Genomic DNA, 16672 nt, shown 5'->3' with positions numbered 1-16672 from the left:
GCGACAAGGCCTCCTTCTTAGACTTTAACTCGCAAGCCGCTGTGTTATCTTGTTCACAGCTTCGACACCGTATTCAGTCTTCGGTTCAATCGATATAGAGCGACCATGGCGCACCAAGTCCAAATGAACAATAAGGTCTGGCTTTGGCAACACTCCTTCCCCCATTTCAGCCCACTCAATCAGACATAACGCCCCTTCTTTAAAGTAATCACGAATCCCCATGTACTCTAGCTCTTCGGCGTCACTGATACGGTACAAGTCGAAGTGGAATGCCTCAATACCAGCCAGCTCATAGGGCTCTACAATAGTATAAGTTGGGCTTTTGACTGGACCGTTATAACCTAGCCCTCTAAGCATCCCACGTACCAATGTTGTTTTCCCCATACCTAGATTGCCATCTAAATACACCACCCCACCACTTTTGAGTGATGCTGCCAGCTTTTCACCGAACAGCTCCATTGCTTCTTCGCCAAAAATTTCTTTTTCTAACATATTCTATTTACTCACTTTTCTACACACACCTGTGTGCGATTTTTATTCCAAATAATCTAATAGCTGGTATGGCTGCATCGCCACCATTCCAATATCTTGTCCGCACTTTAACGCTGCATGATTATGCCAAGCCGCTGCAATCACTGCGGCTTCAAATGCATCGGAATAGTAAGCAAGACACGCCCCAACCATGCCACTCAGGACATCGCCAGAACCACCTTTCGCCAATCCCGGACAAGGCTTACCCACAATAACCATTTGACCTTCGGGAGATGCCACAATACTTGTAGTGCCTTTCAGGATCACGATTGCCTGATATTGATTGGCAATACTTCGAGCGGCTTTTGGCAAGTCATGCAAAATATCTGCAACGGTCTTACCCAGCAAAGCCGCCGCCTCACCAGGATGCGGCGTCAACACTAACGCCTTTCCAGCAATAGGCTTTTGTTTCAGCCAATACAAACCGTCAGCATCAATCACTTTTGAATGAGATAGCTGTGCACATTGACTCCAAAGCGACTTAGACCAATTACTTTTACCTAAACCTGGACCTATCAACATAACTGAGTCAAGACTTCGGAGAGTGTCTTCAATCTGCGCATCATCTGAAGCAAGTGCCATCACATTAGGATTACGTACCAAAGAGGCAGTTAGATGTCTTGCTTGGGTATAAACAGAAACGGTTCCAGCACCACTTCTGGCCGCCGCTTCACTAGCCATAATTGCAGCACCACCATACCCATAATCCCCACCTATGACCGTGACGTGCCCATAAGTTCCCTTATGAGAGTTCAGTTGACGTTTACAAGGGGAGATTAGAGCAAGTGCGGCAGGATCAAGAAAGTATGCTTGGTGTTGCTCTGACAAGTCAACAGCTTGCAAGTTTTCTGTGGCGATTTCATGACAATGCATTGGCCCTTGCTGCAAATAATGCCCCACCTTATCACCAATAAAAGTGACCACTAGATCAGCACTAACCGCCAACTCAGTCTGGCCAGATTGAAGGTCCAAACCACTGGGGCAATCCACACTAACCACCCAAGCATGATTAGCCGAAAGTTCATTGATTATCGTGATAGCACGCTTAAAGACATCCGATAAAGGCGCTCGAAAACCTATCCCTAGCAAAGCATCTACGATGACGGCCGCTGATTCTTCAGCAAGCTCCTCGATAGCACACAAGTGGATATTTTCTTGGGCTGCTGCCAAGCTCTCAGCTTTAGCGGCGTCACCTTTACGTGGCGAGCTGGCTACATCATATACTCGGACATTAATACCATCTTGCGCTGCAAGTTGAGCGACAATCCAGCCGTCGCCTCCATTATTACCACCACCAACCACAACAGCTATACGAGTCAGGGAAGGATGGCGACGAATGATGTGTTGATATAAAGCTAGGCCAGCCCGTTGCATCATAGGAAAACTATCGCCTTCATGAGCAAAGCTTGCCTGCTCAATTGAGCGGATACTAGGGATATCGAAAAGCGGAGTTAGATAACGACGAGAAAGTACAGATGCCATCACTGCTGTCTCCTATTGCAGAAAAAATTGCCCGCATTATGACAATGCCGTAGAAACAAGCACAACTCAAAAAGCAAGGGTATCGACACGAGTGCAACAATACCCTTTGTACCTATTAGCCAAGCCCAAACATGGTCTTGCGGTAGTGTTTCAGCTCTTCAATGGACTCGATGATGTCATCAAGAGCCAAATGTGCGCCCTTTTTCTCAAATCCATCTAACGCTTCTGGCTTCCAGCGTTTTGCTAACTCTTTGATCGTACTCACATCGATGTAACGGTAATGGAAATACGCTTCAAGTTTTGGCATGTAGCGGTATAAGAAACGACGGTCTTGACCGACGCTATTACCGCAAATGGGCGATTTTCCAGCGGGCACAAACTGCTCCAAAAACGCAATGGTCTGCGCTTCAGCCTCAGTCATCGAAATATCAGAGTTAAGCACCCGTTCAGTTAAGCCTGACTGACCATGATGCGTAGTACACCATTCATCCATCGCATCCATTACAGCTTTGTCTTGATGAACGGCCAAGTTAGGGCCTCGACCTAAAACATTCAGATCCTTATCTGTTACGATGGTCGCAATCTCAATTATAGTGTCTGTTTCAGGCTCTAATCCGGTCATTTCTAAATCAATCCAGATTAGGTTGTCTTCGCTGTAACTCATATCGCACTCAATCCTGTATTTTAATTGCCGTCCATTATACTCTATGCGTTTAAATTAACGACCTACAAATACGAATGTCAAAACGAAAGCTGACCAAACAACAAGCCTGGCGCATTGAGCGTATTCAAAAAGAACGTATGGAGCGCACTCAAAAGCGTGCCGATCGTGCAGAAGAGACATTGCAGTCATCGGATCTTGGCCCTGAAACTGAGGGCATCATCATTTCGCACTTTGGCACCCAAGTAGAAGTCGAAGGCACACAAGAACCGCATGTAGGCATCAGCACTCGTTGTAATATGCGCGCCAACCTTGGCCAATTGGTCACTGGCGATAAGGTCGTTTGGCGTCCAAAGCAAAATGAAGGTGGCGTCGTGGTCGCTCGCGCAGATCGTGACACCTTGCTACAGCGTCCAGACATGCACGGTCGCTTAAAACCTGTTGCAGCGAACATCGACTTTATTGTGGTAGTAATCGCCGCCGAACCTGTACCACACGCCAACCTGATTGACCGATATCTTGTCGCAGCCGAAACAGTCGACATTCCGCCGGTCATTCTTTTGAATAAGTGTGATTTGATTGATGAATCCAACAAAGAAGAGCTTGAGAACCTTCTCAGCACTTATGTGGATCTTGGCTACCGTGTTATTCGCACATCAACCAAAGACGCTGAAGGCATGAGCCAGCTTTACGACTTCTTGCAAGATCGTATCAGTGTCTTCGTTGGGCAATCTGGAGTAGGCAAATCTTCTTTGATCGGCACACTCCTACCTGACATCGAAATAAGCGTCGGTGAACTATCACAGAAACGTAAAAAAGGCACTCACACCACCACAACAGCTCGTCTTTTTCACATGCCTTCTGGCGGTGACTTGATTGACTCTCCAGGAATACGTGAATTTGGATTGTGGCACATCAGTGAAGATGAGTTATTGGAAGGCTTTACTGAGTTCCGCCCTCATTTGGGCTACTGCAAGTTTCGCGACTGCTCTCACGAACAAGAACCTGGCTGCGCCATCAGAGAGGCGTTAGAAAAAGGCGAAATCACGCCCCATCGATTTGAAAGCTATTTGCGGATACGTCAATCTATCCGTGATAACGATGCATTTTAACTAGCCAATGGCACATGTAGGCCATGCCCCTAGAATACAGACTCTGGGGTCATGGCCGCATCTAGCTGAACCTGTTCCCCACCATATTTTAACCGACTACTGTTTAGCATTCGCTTATAAGCATCGTCTGTCATCAAAGTAATTGAAATACGTCTGTTCTCAGCACTTTCAGGGTCTACACGGTTGTATGGAACTGTATCCGCCAATCCAATCACCTGTGCGATTCTTCGATGAGCTAAACCGCCCTCCACCAAGACTCTTTTCGCGGCATTTGCACGTTCGCTTGATAAATCCCAATTATCTTCGTAACCATCACCAATAAAAGCAGAGGAATCTGTATGCCCAGTAATGACCACAGGATTGTTTACTTGATTAAAAATGCCTGCCATGGAAAGCAATGTATTTTCCATATCTGGCACCAACTGAGCACTACCCCGCTCAAACATTGGCTTCTCAGGATCATCAATTAGAGTAATGCGCACACCCTCGGGGGTGATCTCTATGCGCATGTTCTTATCGTTGGAATTAATGCGATCCATGCTTTTAAATTCTTCGATCAACATGGCATTCATCTTTTCTAACTCACTGCCATCATTCCCTGTTCCTTGCGCTTGCTCACGGGTTGCATCCATAGAACTGCCAGGCTCAGGTAAATCGGCATCTAACTTACGCTCAAGACTCTTCGCTGGACTGCCCCCTAAATCAATAGGATGACTACTGTAACCAGCAGTTGACATACCAGCAGGGTCATTAAAATACCCCTCTATGGCCGCCAACTCCTCCGGCGATGCAACATTAATAATCCAAAGCACAAGGAAAAAGGCCATCATTGCAAGTGCGAAATCAGCAAGGGCTATTTTCCAAGCGCCCCCATGATGCCCACCTTTTTTAACCTTTTTAACGCGTCGTATGACTGGCTCGTAACTATTCATACATACCTCTTAGCGAAATTGTTTCACTAAGTCAGACAGCTCAATAAAACTAGGTCTCAGATGTGGAGGCAACATCTTTCGCCCTGCTTCAACAGCAATCGCAGGAGGATGGCCCGAAGCCATAGCGTTAAGACAAGCTTTTACACATAAATAAGATTGCATTTGCTGTTCCCCAAGTCGCTCGAGGTGAGCAGAAACCGGACCAACAAAACCGTAGGCAAAGAAAATACCTAAAAACGTCCCCACCAAGGCAGCTGCGACGTGAGAACCAATCTCCTCCATCGGACCTCCGATAGACCCCATGGTAATAACGATACCGAGCACGGCCGCCACAATACCAAAACCAGGTAATGCTTCAGCCACTCTGTTGACCGCATGCCCCGGAGCCACAAGTTCTTCAGCAATAAGCTCCAGCTCAGAATCCATCATCGCCTCAAGTTCATGAGATGGCATCCCGGTTATGGTAAACACTCTGTAGTTGTCGGTAAAAAACTCAACCAACTCATGATCTCGAATCACATCTGGGAAACGCTGAAATAATTCACTTTCAAAGGGGGCTTCCACATCTTGCTCAACAGCCAAGAAACCTTCTTGCCGACTGCGCTGAAAAAGACAAAACACACAGCTTAGTAACTGAGAGTAAAAATTCTGATTATGACGACTACCGAAGAATACTTGAGGCAGGAGTTTAAAGGTTTTTTTCTGCAAGGCTGCTGGATTGGCAATGAAGAACGCCCCTAAGGCGGCACCACAAATTATCAATACTTCGAACGGTTGCCACAGAGCAAGCATTTCACCATGCGAAGCCAGATAGCCTGATACCACACTTACGATAACGATTAGCATTCCAGCAATTACGAACATGTTTTCATCCTAGTTTTTTACAGTGTATGCTCACCTAGCAATATACAGTATGATTGTTCAGTACGAGCGATAAAAATGACGCTAAATCGACTAGTTAACAATGCCTTGAGCCCTAAATGTAACGAGCTATGAACAATAAGTCACCCTTTGGCCTCAACGAATGGCTACTCTATCTGCAAGACAGGAAGTTTCCAGTTGGCTCTGACAGCATTGCTAAGCTTAAGAAGCAAATCAAAACGCCTGACGAAACACTTGACCGAATGCAAAAAAACATTGCATCGGAACCGCTACTCGCCTTCGCCATATTAAACCAAGCCAACACCATGGTGGAATATAAGCGTAATGACATCAAAAGCCCTATCCATGCTGCCTCAATGATCGGCATGACTGGGATTGGCAAGGTGTTTGATGTGCTTGAGCCCGTTACCATTCAATCTAAGAATGGTGCTCATGCAGCGTTCCTAAGAGAAGTTCAAATAAGCTATGAGGCAGCAGCGATTGCTAAGCGTTGGGCGATAGAAAAGAAAATTAGCCATATCGACGATGTCTATTGGATTACGTTTTTCCGCGATGTAACTCGCTGGTTATTATGGTTCCATGCTCACGATGAAATGGAGCAAGTCACCCAAAAAATCCGCCGCGGGAGCAGTGCTAGCCAAGCCGAAGCTGCCGTGCTCGGCTGCCGTATCGATGAACTCACCGTCGCGCTTTTCAAATATTGGAAGGTTCCAACGGTAATTATTGAGTCTTTTCTAACAGACCAGATTCCAACTGCAGAAGAGCTGCAAAGCATCGCTCGGTTAACTCATACACCCGATCAACTGCCAGGTTTTGCGGAAGATAAGCGTATCACCATTCTGATGAATGGACCTTTGATCCTAGCTTACTGTGCAACGCGAGTAGCACAAGAGGCCAACATAGTTGGCTGGGGTAGCAAGAATCTCCCCTTCTTTTATCGTGTCGTAGCTGCGATTCTTCATATTCGCCTAGGAGATGCCGTTCAACTTACCCACTTTGCAACGACGGAAGCGGCCCGAGAAGTCAAACATTTAGGTAAACCAAGTCTGGCAGCCCATTTACTGTCACCAATTCTATTTACTCGATCCAGTGCTCAAGCAGGAACGGTTAAAAGAGTTGCTGCAAACCCACTCAACCAATTGCAGTCGAAGCTAAAAGGCATAACGGATAGCAAACAAAGAGCTACGCTCGCTATGAAAGCAATGCTCACCCTCTTTAAGGGGTCTAGCAGCGCTGTATTAATCCTTCATCACAACAAGGCAGATGAAAAATTACGCCCGATCCTACAATTTGGTTTTGATACCGACATATTAAGGCGCGTACGCTGGAACTCGCCCTCTTCCGTTATTTCAAAGCTCAACACCAAACGTGTCGCTGTTCACTTTGATAACGCCAAACTGAACGCCATGAGCAAAGACATGCCCGAAGGCACAGACAAGCTTTTCGAGGGCACCCAAGATTTATTCTTGGCTTCATCTCCCATAGATGAAGCAAACACCTACATATATTGGCTATTTGGCCAAACTCAACTTAATCGTGAGCAGTTTGATACCTTTAAAAAAATCATCAAACTTGCTGACCAGTAACCAGACTAGGAATGACTGTGAACAAAGACCAACTTTTTGCATTTCTTCAGCATATTACGCCTCAAAAAACACTCTCACGCCTTGTTGGGCGAGTTGCGGAGTGCACTAATACCTCAGTTAAAAACGTTTTTATAGAGCAGTTTATTAAAAAATATAACGTTGATATGAGTGAAGCCATCAACGAAGATCCAAACAGCTACCGTAATTTTAATGAGTTTTTCACTCGAGCCATAAAACCTGAGCTTCGCCCTATCGTAGAAGGCGAGAAAGCCATTGCCTGCCCGGCTGATGGAGCAATCAGTCAATTGGGGAATATTGAATATGGCACCATTTATCAAGCTAAAGGACATAGTTACAGCCTAACAGAATTGCTAGGTGGCGACGCTGAACTATCGAATCAATTTCTAGGCGGCAAATTCGCAACGGTCTACCTATCTCCTAGAGATTATCATCGCGTTCACATGCCACTAGACGGCAAATTAGTAAAAACCATCCACGTACCTGGCAAACTGTTCTCTGTCAATAAAGTCACTGCTGAACAAATTCCAAATGTATTCGCACGTAACGAACGTACGGTTTGTATTTTTGACACAGCCGCAGGCCCGATGGCTGTAATCTTAGTTGGAGCAATGATTGTAGCGAGCATTGAAACGGTTTGGACTGGACAAGTGACCCCATTCAGTAAAAATGTGCAAACATGGGATTACGAAAAATTAGCAAACGTTGAGCTGAAAAAAGGCGATGAGATGGGACGCTTTAAATTAGGTTCCACTGCTATCGTACTTTTCGGAAAAGATGCAGTCGCTTGGTCTGAGTCACTAAGTGCTGAAACGCCGACTAAAATGGGCATGGAGTTTGGCCAACTCCAAGACGCGTAAAGCTTTCCTATCAAGTAAGATCAGCCGCATCCTTAGCGGCTGATTGTTTTTCCAAGTACCCTTCTTCAGCAAGACATTGATCACCATTAGGCTTGAAAAAGTCCGCAGGAGTTTTCTGCCTTAAGTCATTTAAAATTTCCTCATCAATCGGATCGATTGCACCATAACTCAAGCCAATGCTACAGCTCATAAGGACAAGACTTACCATCGCATACCTGTTCAAAAACATTTCCATCCCCCCTTCATACCACGATTCTAGATAAGCCGTATTTCTGATAAAGATGCTCACAACTTTCCATATCTTTTAATATTCTAAACTGAATCTCCGCAGGAGAAAGATCGATTGGATTAAGTGCCAATGATGCCTGTAATGTTCTAAAAACCGGCTGTTGGTGCATCACTTCAAAAGCATTAGACAATTTCAATAACGATTTAAGCGGAATATTGCTAGGCGCTAACCAACCATACCACCCTTTAAAATCCATACCTGCAACACCCTGCTCTGCAAGAGTTGGGACACAAGGCCAAGGAGGATGGCGCTCGGCACTTGTAACACCTAACACTCTTAAACGCCTCGCGGCTATTGCTTCAGTGGCCTCTCCAGTGGCTAAAAATCCTGCCGCGATATAGCCATCCAGCAAATCTTCCACCAAAATCGAAGTTCCCCCATAAGCCTGAACACTTAAAGCTATATTTTTCTCATGAGCTAAAGTCAGCCCTGCTAAATGACCTTCTGAGCCGTAAAGCGTTGCTCCAATATTTCTATATCTGGGGTTTTCGAAAACCCAGTCGATAAAGTCATCCACTGTTTTGACTGAATTTGGGACAGTTGACCCGACTACAAGCATGTAAGTACTCTCACCCAAAAAACCAACAGGGACAAAGTCGTTAATGGGGTCATAAGGTAAATTCTCATACAAGCAAGGGTATAATGACATAATCGTTCCAGTGGCTTGCAACAATGTGCCACCATCCGGAACAGACCTCTTAACTATATTTGTCGCCCTTAGGGTACTGTCTTCGGAGACGTTCACCAAATCATATAAGTAGGAAGGTGCAACTTCGTAAAGCAGCCTAGATGATAAACGTCCTAACCGACTTCCAAGATCATTTTTATCTAATCCATACACCAATTTTCCAGTTGCCTCTGCCGCGCCAAATACATTTGGAACAAAAGACTGCCCCATTAAGGCTGCTGTTGCTAACAAAAAATCCCGCCTTTTCATAACGCCTCCTAACATAATTCGTAGCCCTAGCGCCTTAGCTCCGAAAACAAAAGTGACACGAAGTTTTCAGCACTTTGCTGCAAAAAGCTCTGAGCACTTACTTCCAATGATATCTGACCTGATAGCTCTTGATTGAGCTCCACATTGCCATCTACATTTAAAACAACTCTATGCAACGCTTCTCTTGGTATCGCATGACCACTTTCGTCTTCAGTTGTACGAATTACACCACCATATGCTTGGTCTAGAGCGATAGTATTTAAGCGGTCTATTGCATATTGATCATAATCGATGAGGGACAATTTAAATGGAGAGAAGCTTGAATCATCAGGGTAAAAGGTTGCTCTAGCCCCTTTTTTTATACGGTTAATATCACGTTCATGGACAAACCCTATCACTTCATAAGTATCTTCCGATATCACTCGACCTAACTCTGTACCCTCTTTGACCCAATCACCTTCTGAAATCGAATGAGGGACATCTACAAATCGACCACGACTATTAGACGTACGAGATAAAGACTCTCTCTTTACCTGAATCGCTTCTACCTCCGCTTCAGCGCGATTTACTTCTTCAGCGTAAACTCCAAGTAACTCTCTTTGAGGAAGTGTATAGCGCCAATGAGCAAGCCTTTCTTGTGCAATGTTTAGCGCTAAACTTGCCTTACGATAATCATAATCAAGTTCAGGAGAATACATTTTGTATACTAGCTCTCCTTGATCAATATGTTTATCACGAGATATGTACTCTAACCTCCCATCTGCAGGAGCAGTAATCACATCAATTTGCTCAGCCCTAGCAATCCCTGGAGCCATAATCGTACTTTCAAACGGATATAGAGCCAAAATGGGTAATATAATTATTAACAGTAAGTAAAATGCTTTCCTCAATTTTGTAAGAGAGTCTCTACAATTCCACCAGAATAAAATCTTATTAAAAATAGCTTTAAAGAGAAAGTGATAAATCATTAGAGAAGATACGATAGTTCCCCAAAAAAAGCCTAAAATAAGATAAATAGACCATATTACTAACATTAATATTAAGATTTGATAAAGCTGAACCAATACGCCAAAAGAAACAAACTTCACTTTATCAAGCGCCATCAATTCATTAGGGCAATGTGCTTTACCTATGACTATAATATCGAAGAACCAATCTTTCCAAGCTATCGCCTTTTTCATTAAATTATCAATATCTAAAATATCAGATAACAAATAATAACCGTCAAATTTAGCAAATGGATTTAAATTAATTAAAACACTGGTTAATAACGATGTGGTTGCAAGGATCAAAAAAATATCTCGTAACACCCCATCATCAGAAACACTCCATAAGAAAGTAGAGAAACCTGCTATTATTAGCTCTACTAGTATTCCGCCACTACTTACCCATGCTCTCTGAAATCTATCTTTCAAGCGGGTCACATCATCTAACTCAGTGTAAAACATTGGAATCATAAAAAATGTTGCTACACCTAGTCGCCCCACCCTGCATCCAAATTTATTGGCTATTGCCGCGTGCCCACACTCATGAAAAAACTTCACAAAAACTAATGATAAAATTATCAAAGGTAGAGTTTTAATAGAGGCATAACGTTCTATATTTACAATTAATACATCCCACTGCAATGCAGTGAAATATATACCAAAAACAGAAATAACCATCCAAGAAATAAAGAAGCACCTTGTGCTAAAAATTTTTATAATAGGCTCCAAACACCATAATATTTTTTTCATTTGAAAAAGAGCGAATCGCTGACTTCTAAAGCGATCAAGAACATTGCTTAATAGACGACCTTTGTTATTAGTTTTGTTTTTTTCATAACCACTAACAGATACTACTAATTGATTCTTAATGAGAAAATTGATCAGTTCCTCAAGACCATCAATATCTAAGCTTGCGCCCATACTACTAAGGCTTTTACGTAATTCTTTGACTGAACCGCAATGCCACAGAGTTAAAAGGCTGACATCAGCCTCACCCAATATAAAAAAGCTATTACGTATAGGATCGTATAACTGCCAACGCCTAACGCCTCTCTTTTTATTTATTTCAGAGATCTTCAGCTCTTCTCTTAAGGATGGTAAAGGCATATTCTCAGATAGCATTTATAGACCCATCCATTGACGTATGACATTCACTGGTCGTCTAATTAAGTGCCATATAAGAGGCGCTTCACTGGAATATATTCTGGCCGTTCCACGAGCACCTATCGCAGGAATATTTCCTTCAGAGTGCTTTGCAACAAGCGTATAACTCGCCACGCCCTCAGAACTTACTCTAGGAGCATAGCTAGCACTTATGAGTTCAGCTCGGTTGCCATTCAAAGGGCTGGTATCTAAGTAGATCGATACTTGCTGAGTGAAATCAAAGTCAAGCAGCTGTCTCACAGGCAAATCTATTCGATAATTTACCTTTTTGGGATCTGCAACCTTAAGGATTTGCTCACCAATGATCACTTTACGCCCCTGCATTTCCTGCTGATCATAATAGATAACAAGACCATCTACTGGAGCTATAACTTTTGTCTGACTTAACCTTAGTTCTGCAAAAGCGAGTTGCTCAAGCGACAAATCCAACTCAGCACGAGCAATAGCAATTTCTTGAGTTGTATCAGCATTACTAAAGGACTGCCCCTCAAGTCGATCTAATCTAGCTTCGTAAACTGCTGCATTTTTTTGAGCAAGAGCAAGCTCATTACGCCAGCGGACGTCTTCAAAACTAAGAAGAACTTCATTCTTTTTAACAAAAGTATTGGGCAAAATGCTTACTTTCTTGACTACTCCTTCAAAAGGGGCTGTAACGACGAAAGGATCTCTTGGAATTACCTCTACAGGAGCCATTACACTCAGAGGCATCTTGACACTTCCAAGCAAAACAGCAGTTATAGTCAATCCTGTTAACCACACCGTACGGCTTAATGCTTTCTTTTTTCGGGTAACAACCGAAGCACCTTCAATTGCAAAAAACGCATTTGAATATAACTCTGATAGATGCTCTAGCAACAACATCTGCTGATCACTTACATCATCGGAGCGTATAACCAGAAAAAAATATTCTTTATATGATTTAGAAGGGAATGCTAGGGGCGCCCAATATCCGAAATCGCCTGGAAGGTCATTTGTCAGCCCAAAGCACTCGGACATTCGTCCCTTCCAGATTTTCTCTAATCGTTCTGGTTGCGATGCCCATTTATTCAATTCATTAATCAGTGGGCTACTTACATCAATACCAGAAAGGTTATTAACGGCATTGGCCTTTACATTCTTCTTATTAAGTCGGTGAAAGCAAAATACTAAGTCACAAGAAACCATTCGCGTTAGCTGGTTAACCATATGATCAATCAGCTGATCGACCGTTTTACAACTGCGAATTTCAGACTCATACTTTAAGAGCTTAAGGGCGGAATGAGACAAAGCACTCTGGCTAGTTAATGCTGCAGCCTTAACCTCCATCTTCGTCACCATTCGTCTTAGTGCGGAAGCTTGCGACACCACTCATACCACTTAGTATTCCATGTTTCGACGCCTCACCTTCTTTAATTTTAGCCATGACTTTCACTGTTCGACTGGCGGGGTCAACCGTAGGCGATACCCTAACAACTTCAGCAGAATGCGATTGTTTCAACTCATCAATTGAAAACTCAAAAGCTTGGCCCACTTTTAGCCACTGCAACCACCTTGAAGGCAAAATCAGTGCGACTTCTAAATGTGAATCGTCGATAATAGAAATTAGAGGCTCATTCGCTGCCACCATTTCAAATTTATTAACCATTCTTTCCCTAACTCGCCCATCGAAAGGGGCAAGAACTTTACAGCCTGCAAGATAACTTTGAAGGGCCTCCTTTTCAGCTTGAGCAATAACGAGCTCAGCTTTGGAGACCTCTACTTCATATGTACTAATTGAGTCGTATTTGAATAGCTCTTGGTTTGCCATTAACTTTTGTTGTTTAAGTTTTTCGGTTGCTATCGCAGACTTCATATCTGCATAAGGTTTTCGGCAATCAAATTGAACAAGAAGATCTCCTTTATTAAAAAAATCCCCTTCAAAGTAAGGCATTTCTAAAACCTGCGCGTTTACATTAGATGCTAAGATTGCTTCATTTCTAGCTAAGATAACACCACGAGCAGTGGCATCAGAAACCACCTTATTATTTAAAAAATCTGAGGAGGATCTTTCTGTTTCCGCTATAGATTCATGAATTATAAAAAGCGTAAAAAAAACCAAATAGAGCTTATTAAGATCGAACATTCACCCTCCTAATGTAGGTAAAACCAATGACCGTTGAGTCCATTGATACTCAAGCTTCTCAGCAAGTTCGTCTATATCTAAATCTTCATTCAAATCTATATCAAAATAAGCTAACCCCATTGAAGAGTACAAACTCGCGTAGGCATTTTGTAAATCTGCATAAGCAGAGTCATAACTAATTTCATTTAAGATTTCATTCATTCTTTCCATAACTAGCTGACGCTGACTCACTTGGTTTGCTTTAAAACCAGCTTCAGTAATACCGGCAATTCTTTCTTGGACATCGTGGCTACGGCGGATAGTATTCAGCTCACGGGTTAGACGAATATATCTTGCTCGAGAAACATGTATTTGAGTAATAATTGCCATCACCATGGCTTGCTGCCGAGCGAACAAAACATCAGCTTCGGCTTCTAATACTTTCTTACGGAGGGGATAGCGAAACATTGAAATCAAGTTCCAGCTAATCTGGCTACTAAAGCTTAACCAGCTATCGTTATACAAATATTCATTTGACGTATAATTTCCACCAAGAATAAATTCAACTCCTGGAAGCGATTCGTAAAAAGCAGCATCTAGTTTAAACTTATTGATCTCTTGTTCATAAAATAGTTCTCTCAATTCTGGTCTGTAGTAAAGCCCGTAACGAATCATTTGTCGTGCAGACGCAGGTAATCCTGGAACACGATCAGTTCGATTAGGAACCTGTAATTTAAAATCTGCTGAAGGAGGCAAGTTAATTAAGGCCGCTAACTGATATTTGGCTAACATCAGTTTTCTTTGTAACTCTTGAACACTTTTTTGAACTTTCAGTAAATCCCGTTGATATTCTAATGTTGTAAGAAGTGGGACCCGACGACTATTCTCCAATTGGCTTGCCTGGTACAGCGCTCGTTGAGCTAGACTCTCTAATTCAAGTAATTTCGTATAAGTTCTTTCTGCACTCACCGCACGCCAATAGGCTGTTCGAACACTTTCTAACACTCGATTTATGACTTTTCTTCGACGCTCCTGAGCGATTGACTCCTCCGTATTGCCTTGATGGCTTTGAGCGTATGCAAGACCAAAGTCAAGTAAGTTCCAACTAGCCGTTAAATCGGCCGTATAATAATCCCTTTCAGTTGATGTGGACGGTTCCAGCGATTCACGATTTGACAAAAGAGATCGACTACTTGAGCCCGCATCGTTGCTTCGTGAGTTGGTAGTAAAAGAAGCGACAACTGCAGGCCACATTCCAGTTCTCATCGCTTCATTTTGACGACGACGAAACATTTCATCTTCAAGCTCTATCTTAGCGTCTAGGTTATATTTTAGCGCCCTAGCCATTGCATCGTATAATGTCAAATCGTCAAGAAGAGGTTCCTGCGTTTGAATACTGGTCATCAGACTTCTCTGAGCTTCTATTGACCTTTCCTCAAGATCTATAGGAACGACCGTCGTACATCCAACAACTACAACAGAAACAACAAGCGCAACAATAAAGCGTGTCACACTGGCTAATACGTCCATGAGCACTCCCTTTCTACAACTTAAGAAAGCATTTTCTTCAACACTTCTAATTCAACCTGATTATTATCCAAAATCTTGCTCAACTGAGAACTAAAACGTTCACTCGTTTGTAAGCTTGCGATCAAGTCTTCATCTGAGTTTTCCTGATTCAGTGTAGTAGAATTTTCCGTATCTGGTTCATCTAATAGTAAAAATTCTTCGTCCACCAAAGATTCACCTTGTGCAAAGTCCTGCGTATCAATCCTATTAGCTTCGGACTGAATTAGATCCTCAATCACGTTAAACTCGCTGATTAAGTTTAAGTTAGGCTGAGCAGTTGATAAATTAGCCTGCCCTAAGAGATCAGAGATACCATCCAAGACATCAAGCAGAACAGGTTCATAATCCAGCGGAAGTAACTCAACATCAGATAGCTGTATCACACCAGCTGTCGAACTGGGTGAGGCTGATGAAGTTACTAGCAATTCCCCTGTGTCAATTTGGGTCGCTATTTCTTGCTGAGAAAAACTGACTAAAATTTGGATCGATGCACTACTGGTTGAAGTACCATCAGAAGTTGTGTAAATGACTGTAGACGTTCCAACAAAGCCATCAGCTGGTGTGAAATTAATTTTATTGTCTACAATCTCGACTACTCCCTCCTCTTGTGGAACAGTTGCATTTAATAATGTAAGCGAGCCACCATCAAGGTCTGTATCGTTCGCCAGTACGTCGATAGTGATAGTAGCGACACCATCGCTGATAGCCGCAGTATCATTCTCAACAACTGGCGCATCATCGGTACCAGTCACGGTAATCGTCACGGTTTGAGGGTTGCTGACTGCTCCATTATTGTCCGTAGCGGTGTAGGTAAAGGTCACCGCACGAGTCGCGCCCGCGGCTAAGTCATCGAAGTCACTGCCTGGATCGAAGCTGTAAGTGCCATCTGGGTTAAAGGTTAAACTGCCCTCTGCTACCGTGCTGACCATTTGGTAGCTGGCAATCGTGCCATCCACGTCGGTGGCTACTGGTACACTGCTGCTCAGAACAGTGTTCTCGCCGGTGCTTTGAGCATCATCGCTGGCTACTGGCGCATCATCCGTACCTGTCACGGTAATCGTCACGGTACTCGGTTCACTCACAGCACCGTTGTTGTCCGTGGCGGTGTAGGTAAAGGTTACCGTACGGGTCGCGCCCGCGGCTAAGTCATCGAAGTCACTGCCTGGATCGAAGCTGTAAGTGCCATCCGGGTTAAAAGTTAAACTGCCCTCTGCCACCGTGCTGACCATTTGGTAGCTGGCAATCGTACCATCCACATCGGTGGCCACTGGCACACTGCTGCTCAGAACAGTGTTCTCGCCGGTGCTTTGGGCATCATCGCTGGCTACTGGCGCATCATCCGTACCTGTCACGGTAATCGTCACGGTACTCGGCTCACTCACAGCACCGTTGTTGTCCGTGGCGGTGTAGGTAAAGGTCACCGCACGAGTCGCGCCAGCAGCTAAGTCGTCGAAGTCACTGCCTGGATCAAAGCTGTAAGTACCATCCGGGTTAAAGGTTAAACTGCCCTCTGCTACCGTGCTGACCATTTGGTAGCTGGCAATCGTACCATCCACATCGGTGGCTACTGGCACACTGCTGCT

General features: G+C 43.7%; 15 protein-coding genes. 3 read left to right on the top strand and 12 right to left on the bottom strand.

Annotation, left to right across the window (positions count from 1 at the left end):
- Nucleotides 1–24 precede the first annotated feature (24 nt).
- The 3 genes from tsaE to orn form a co-directional block, all read right to left on the bottom strand.
- Nucleotides 25–492, bottom strand: a complete 468-nt coding sequence (gene tsaE / locus C8D85_RS00075; protein WP_133559339.1) for a tRNA (adenosine(37)-N6)-threonylcarbamoyltransferase complex ATPase subunit type 1 TsaE — start codon at nucleotides 490–492, stop codon at nucleotides 25–27.
- 42 nt (nucleotides 493–534) lie between these two features.
- Nucleotides 535–2013: an NAD(P)H-hydrate dehydratase gene (locus C8D85_RS00070; RefSeq protein WP_133559338.1), complete on the bottom strand. Its 1479-nt coding sequence runs from the start codon at nucleotides 2011–2013 to the stop codon at nucleotides 535–537.
- A gap of 115 nt (nucleotides 2014–2128) precedes the next feature.
- On the bottom strand, nucleotides 2129–2677 hold the full coding sequence (orn, locus tag C8D85_RS00065; protein ID WP_133559337.1) for an oligoribonuclease: 549 nt from the start codon (nucleotides 2675–2677) through the stop codon (nucleotides 2129–2131).
- A gap of 74 nt (nucleotides 2678–2751) precedes the next feature.
- Here orn and rsgA point away from each other — a divergent pair, with 74 nt between their 5' ends.
- Nucleotides 2752–3786, top strand: a complete 1035-nt coding sequence (rsgA, locus tag C8D85_RS00060; protein ID WP_133559336.1) for a small ribosomal subunit biogenesis GTPase RsgA — start codon at nucleotides 2752–2754, stop codon at nucleotides 3784–3786.
- A 29-nt stretch (nucleotides 3787–3815) separates the two neighbouring features.
- On the opposite strand, the gene C8D85_RS00055 is transcribed toward rsgA, so the two are convergent.
- Nucleotides 3816–4718, bottom strand: coding sequence for a flagellar motor protein MotB (locus C8D85_RS00055; RefSeq protein ID WP_133559335.1), 903 nt, complete (start codon nucleotides 4716–4718; stop codon nucleotides 3816–3818).
- Between the two features lie 9 nt (nucleotides 4719–4727).
- On the bottom strand, nucleotides 4728–5582 hold the full coding sequence (gene motA, locus C8D85_RS00050; RefSeq protein ID WP_133559334.1) for a flagellar motor stator protein MotA: 855 nt from the start codon (nucleotides 5580–5582) through the stop codon (nucleotides 4728–4730).
- A gap of 128 nt (nucleotides 5583–5710) precedes the next feature.
- Between motA and C8D85_RS00045 the strand changes: the two genes are divergently transcribed.
- Both C8D85_RS00045 and asd read left to right on the top strand, forming a co-directional pair.
- Entirely contained in the window at nucleotides 5711–7186 is a 1476-nt protein-coding gene (locus C8D85_RS00045) for an HDOD domain-containing protein (protein ID WP_133559333.1), read from the top strand.
- 17 nt (nucleotides 7187–7203) lie between these two features.
- Complete coding sequence (gene asd, locus C8D85_RS00040; protein WP_133559332.1) at nucleotides 7204–8064, top strand: archaetidylserine decarboxylase; 861 nt, start codon at nucleotides 7204–7206, stop codon at nucleotides 8062–8064.
- A 10-nt stretch (nucleotides 8065–8074) separates the two neighbouring features.
- On the opposite strand, the gene C8D85_RS00035 is transcribed toward asd, so the two are convergent.
- The 7 genes from C8D85_RS00035 to C8D85_RS00005 all read right to left on the bottom strand — a co-directional run.
- Nucleotides 8075–8293 (bottom strand): hypothetical protein, encoded by a 219-nt coding sequence (locus C8D85_RS00035; RefSeq protein WP_133559331.1) that lies wholly within the window; start codon nucleotides 8291–8293, stop codon nucleotides 8075–8077.
- A 13-nt stretch (nucleotides 8294–8306) separates the two neighbouring features.
- On the bottom strand, nucleotides 8307–9290 hold the full coding sequence (locus C8D85_RS00030; RefSeq protein WP_162847509.1) for a Bug family tripartite tricarboxylate transporter substrate binding protein: 984 nt from the start codon (nucleotides 9288–9290) through the stop codon (nucleotides 8307–8309).
- Nucleotides 9291–9316: 26 nt separating this feature from the next.
- Nucleotides 9317–11398, bottom strand: coding sequence for an HlyD family efflux transporter periplasmic adaptor subunit (locus tag C8D85_RS00025; protein ID WP_133559329.1), 2082 nt, complete (start codon nucleotides 11396–11398; stop codon nucleotides 9317–9319).
- Nucleotides 11399–12745: an efflux RND transporter periplasmic adaptor subunit gene (locus C8D85_RS00020; protein WP_133559328.1), complete on the bottom strand. Its 1347-nt coding sequence runs from the start codon at nucleotides 12743–12745 to the stop codon at nucleotides 11399–11401.
- Nucleotides 12735–13541 carry an efflux RND transporter periplasmic adaptor subunit gene (locus tag C8D85_RS00015; RefSeq protein ID WP_133559327.1) on the bottom strand — a complete coding sequence of 269 codons (807 nt, stop codon included), beginning with the start codon at nucleotides 13539–13541 and terminating at the stop codon, nucleotides 12735–12737. The genes C8D85_RS00020 and C8D85_RS00015 overlap by 11 nt, the downstream gene beginning before the upstream one ends.
- Nucleotides 13542–15050 (bottom strand): TolC family protein, encoded by a 1509-nt coding sequence (locus C8D85_RS00010; protein ID WP_133559326.1) that lies wholly within the window; start codon nucleotides 15048–15050, stop codon nucleotides 13542–13544. It lies immediately after the preceding gene.
- Nucleotides 15051–15070: 20 nt separating this feature from the next.
- On the bottom strand, nucleotides 15071–16672 hold a 1602-nt coding region (locus C8D85_RS00005; RefSeq protein ID WP_133559325.1), incomplete at its 5' end, for a tandem-95 repeat protein.

The organism is Marinomonas communis, from assembly GCF_004363305.1.
GTDB lineage: Bacteria > Pseudomonadota > Gammaproteobacteria > Pseudomonadales > Marinomonadaceae > Marinomonas > Marinomonas communis.
This window is presented reverse-complemented; position numbering and strand designations above follow the sequence as displayed.

Bases quoted from the DNA above. Each gene is read 5' to 3' on its own strand.
- orn (WP_133559337.1), bottom strand. From the start codon at position 2,677: ATGAGTTACAGCGAAGACAACCTAATCTGGATTGATTTAGAAATGACC.
- C8D85_RS00015 (WP_133559327.1), bottom strand. From the start codon at position 13,541: ATGTTCGATCTTAATAAGCTCTATTTGGTTTTTTTTACGCTTTTTATA.
- C8D85_RS00030 (WP_162847509.1), bottom strand. From the start codon at position 9,290: ATGAAAAGGCGGGATTTTTTGTTAGCAACAGCAGCCTTAATGGGGCAG.
- rsgA (WP_133559336.1), top strand. From the start codon at position 2,752: ATGTCAAAACGAAAGCTGACCAAACAACAAGCCTGGCGCATTGAGCGT.
- motA (WP_133559334.1), bottom strand. From the start codon at position 5,582: ATGTTCGTAATTGCTGGAATGCTAATCGTTATCGTAAGTGTGGTATCA.
- tsaE (WP_133559339.1), bottom strand. From the start codon at position 492: ATGTTAGAAAAAGAAATTTTTGGCGAAGAAGCAATGGAGCTGTTCGGT.
- C8D85_RS00045 (WP_133559333.1), top strand. From the start codon at position 5,711: ATGAACAATAAGTCACCCTTTGGCCTCAACGAATGGCTACTCTATCTG.
- C8D85_RS00010 (WP_133559326.1), bottom strand. From the start codon at position 15,050: ATGGACGTATTAGCCAGTGTGACACGCTTTATTGTTGCGCTTGTTGTT.
- C8D85_RS00055 (WP_133559335.1), bottom strand. From the start codon at position 4,718: ATGAATAGTTACGAGCCAGTCATACGACGCGTTAAAAAGGTTAAAAAA.
- C8D85_RS00025 (WP_133559329.1), bottom strand. From the start codon at position 11,398: ATGCTATCTGAGAATATGCCTTTACCATCCTTAAGAGAAGAGCTGAAG.
- C8D85_RS00035 (WP_133559331.1), bottom strand. From the start codon at position 8,293: ATGTTTTTGAACAGGTATGCGATGGTAAGTCTTGTCCTTATGAGCTGT.
- C8D85_RS00020 (WP_133559328.1), bottom strand. From the start codon at position 12,745: ATGGAGGTTAAGGCTGCAGCATTAACTAGCCAGAGTGCTTTGTCTCAT.
- C8D85_RS00070 (WP_133559338.1), bottom strand. From the start codon at position 2,013: ATGGCATCTGTACTTTCTCGTCGTTATCTAACTCCGCTTTTCGATATC.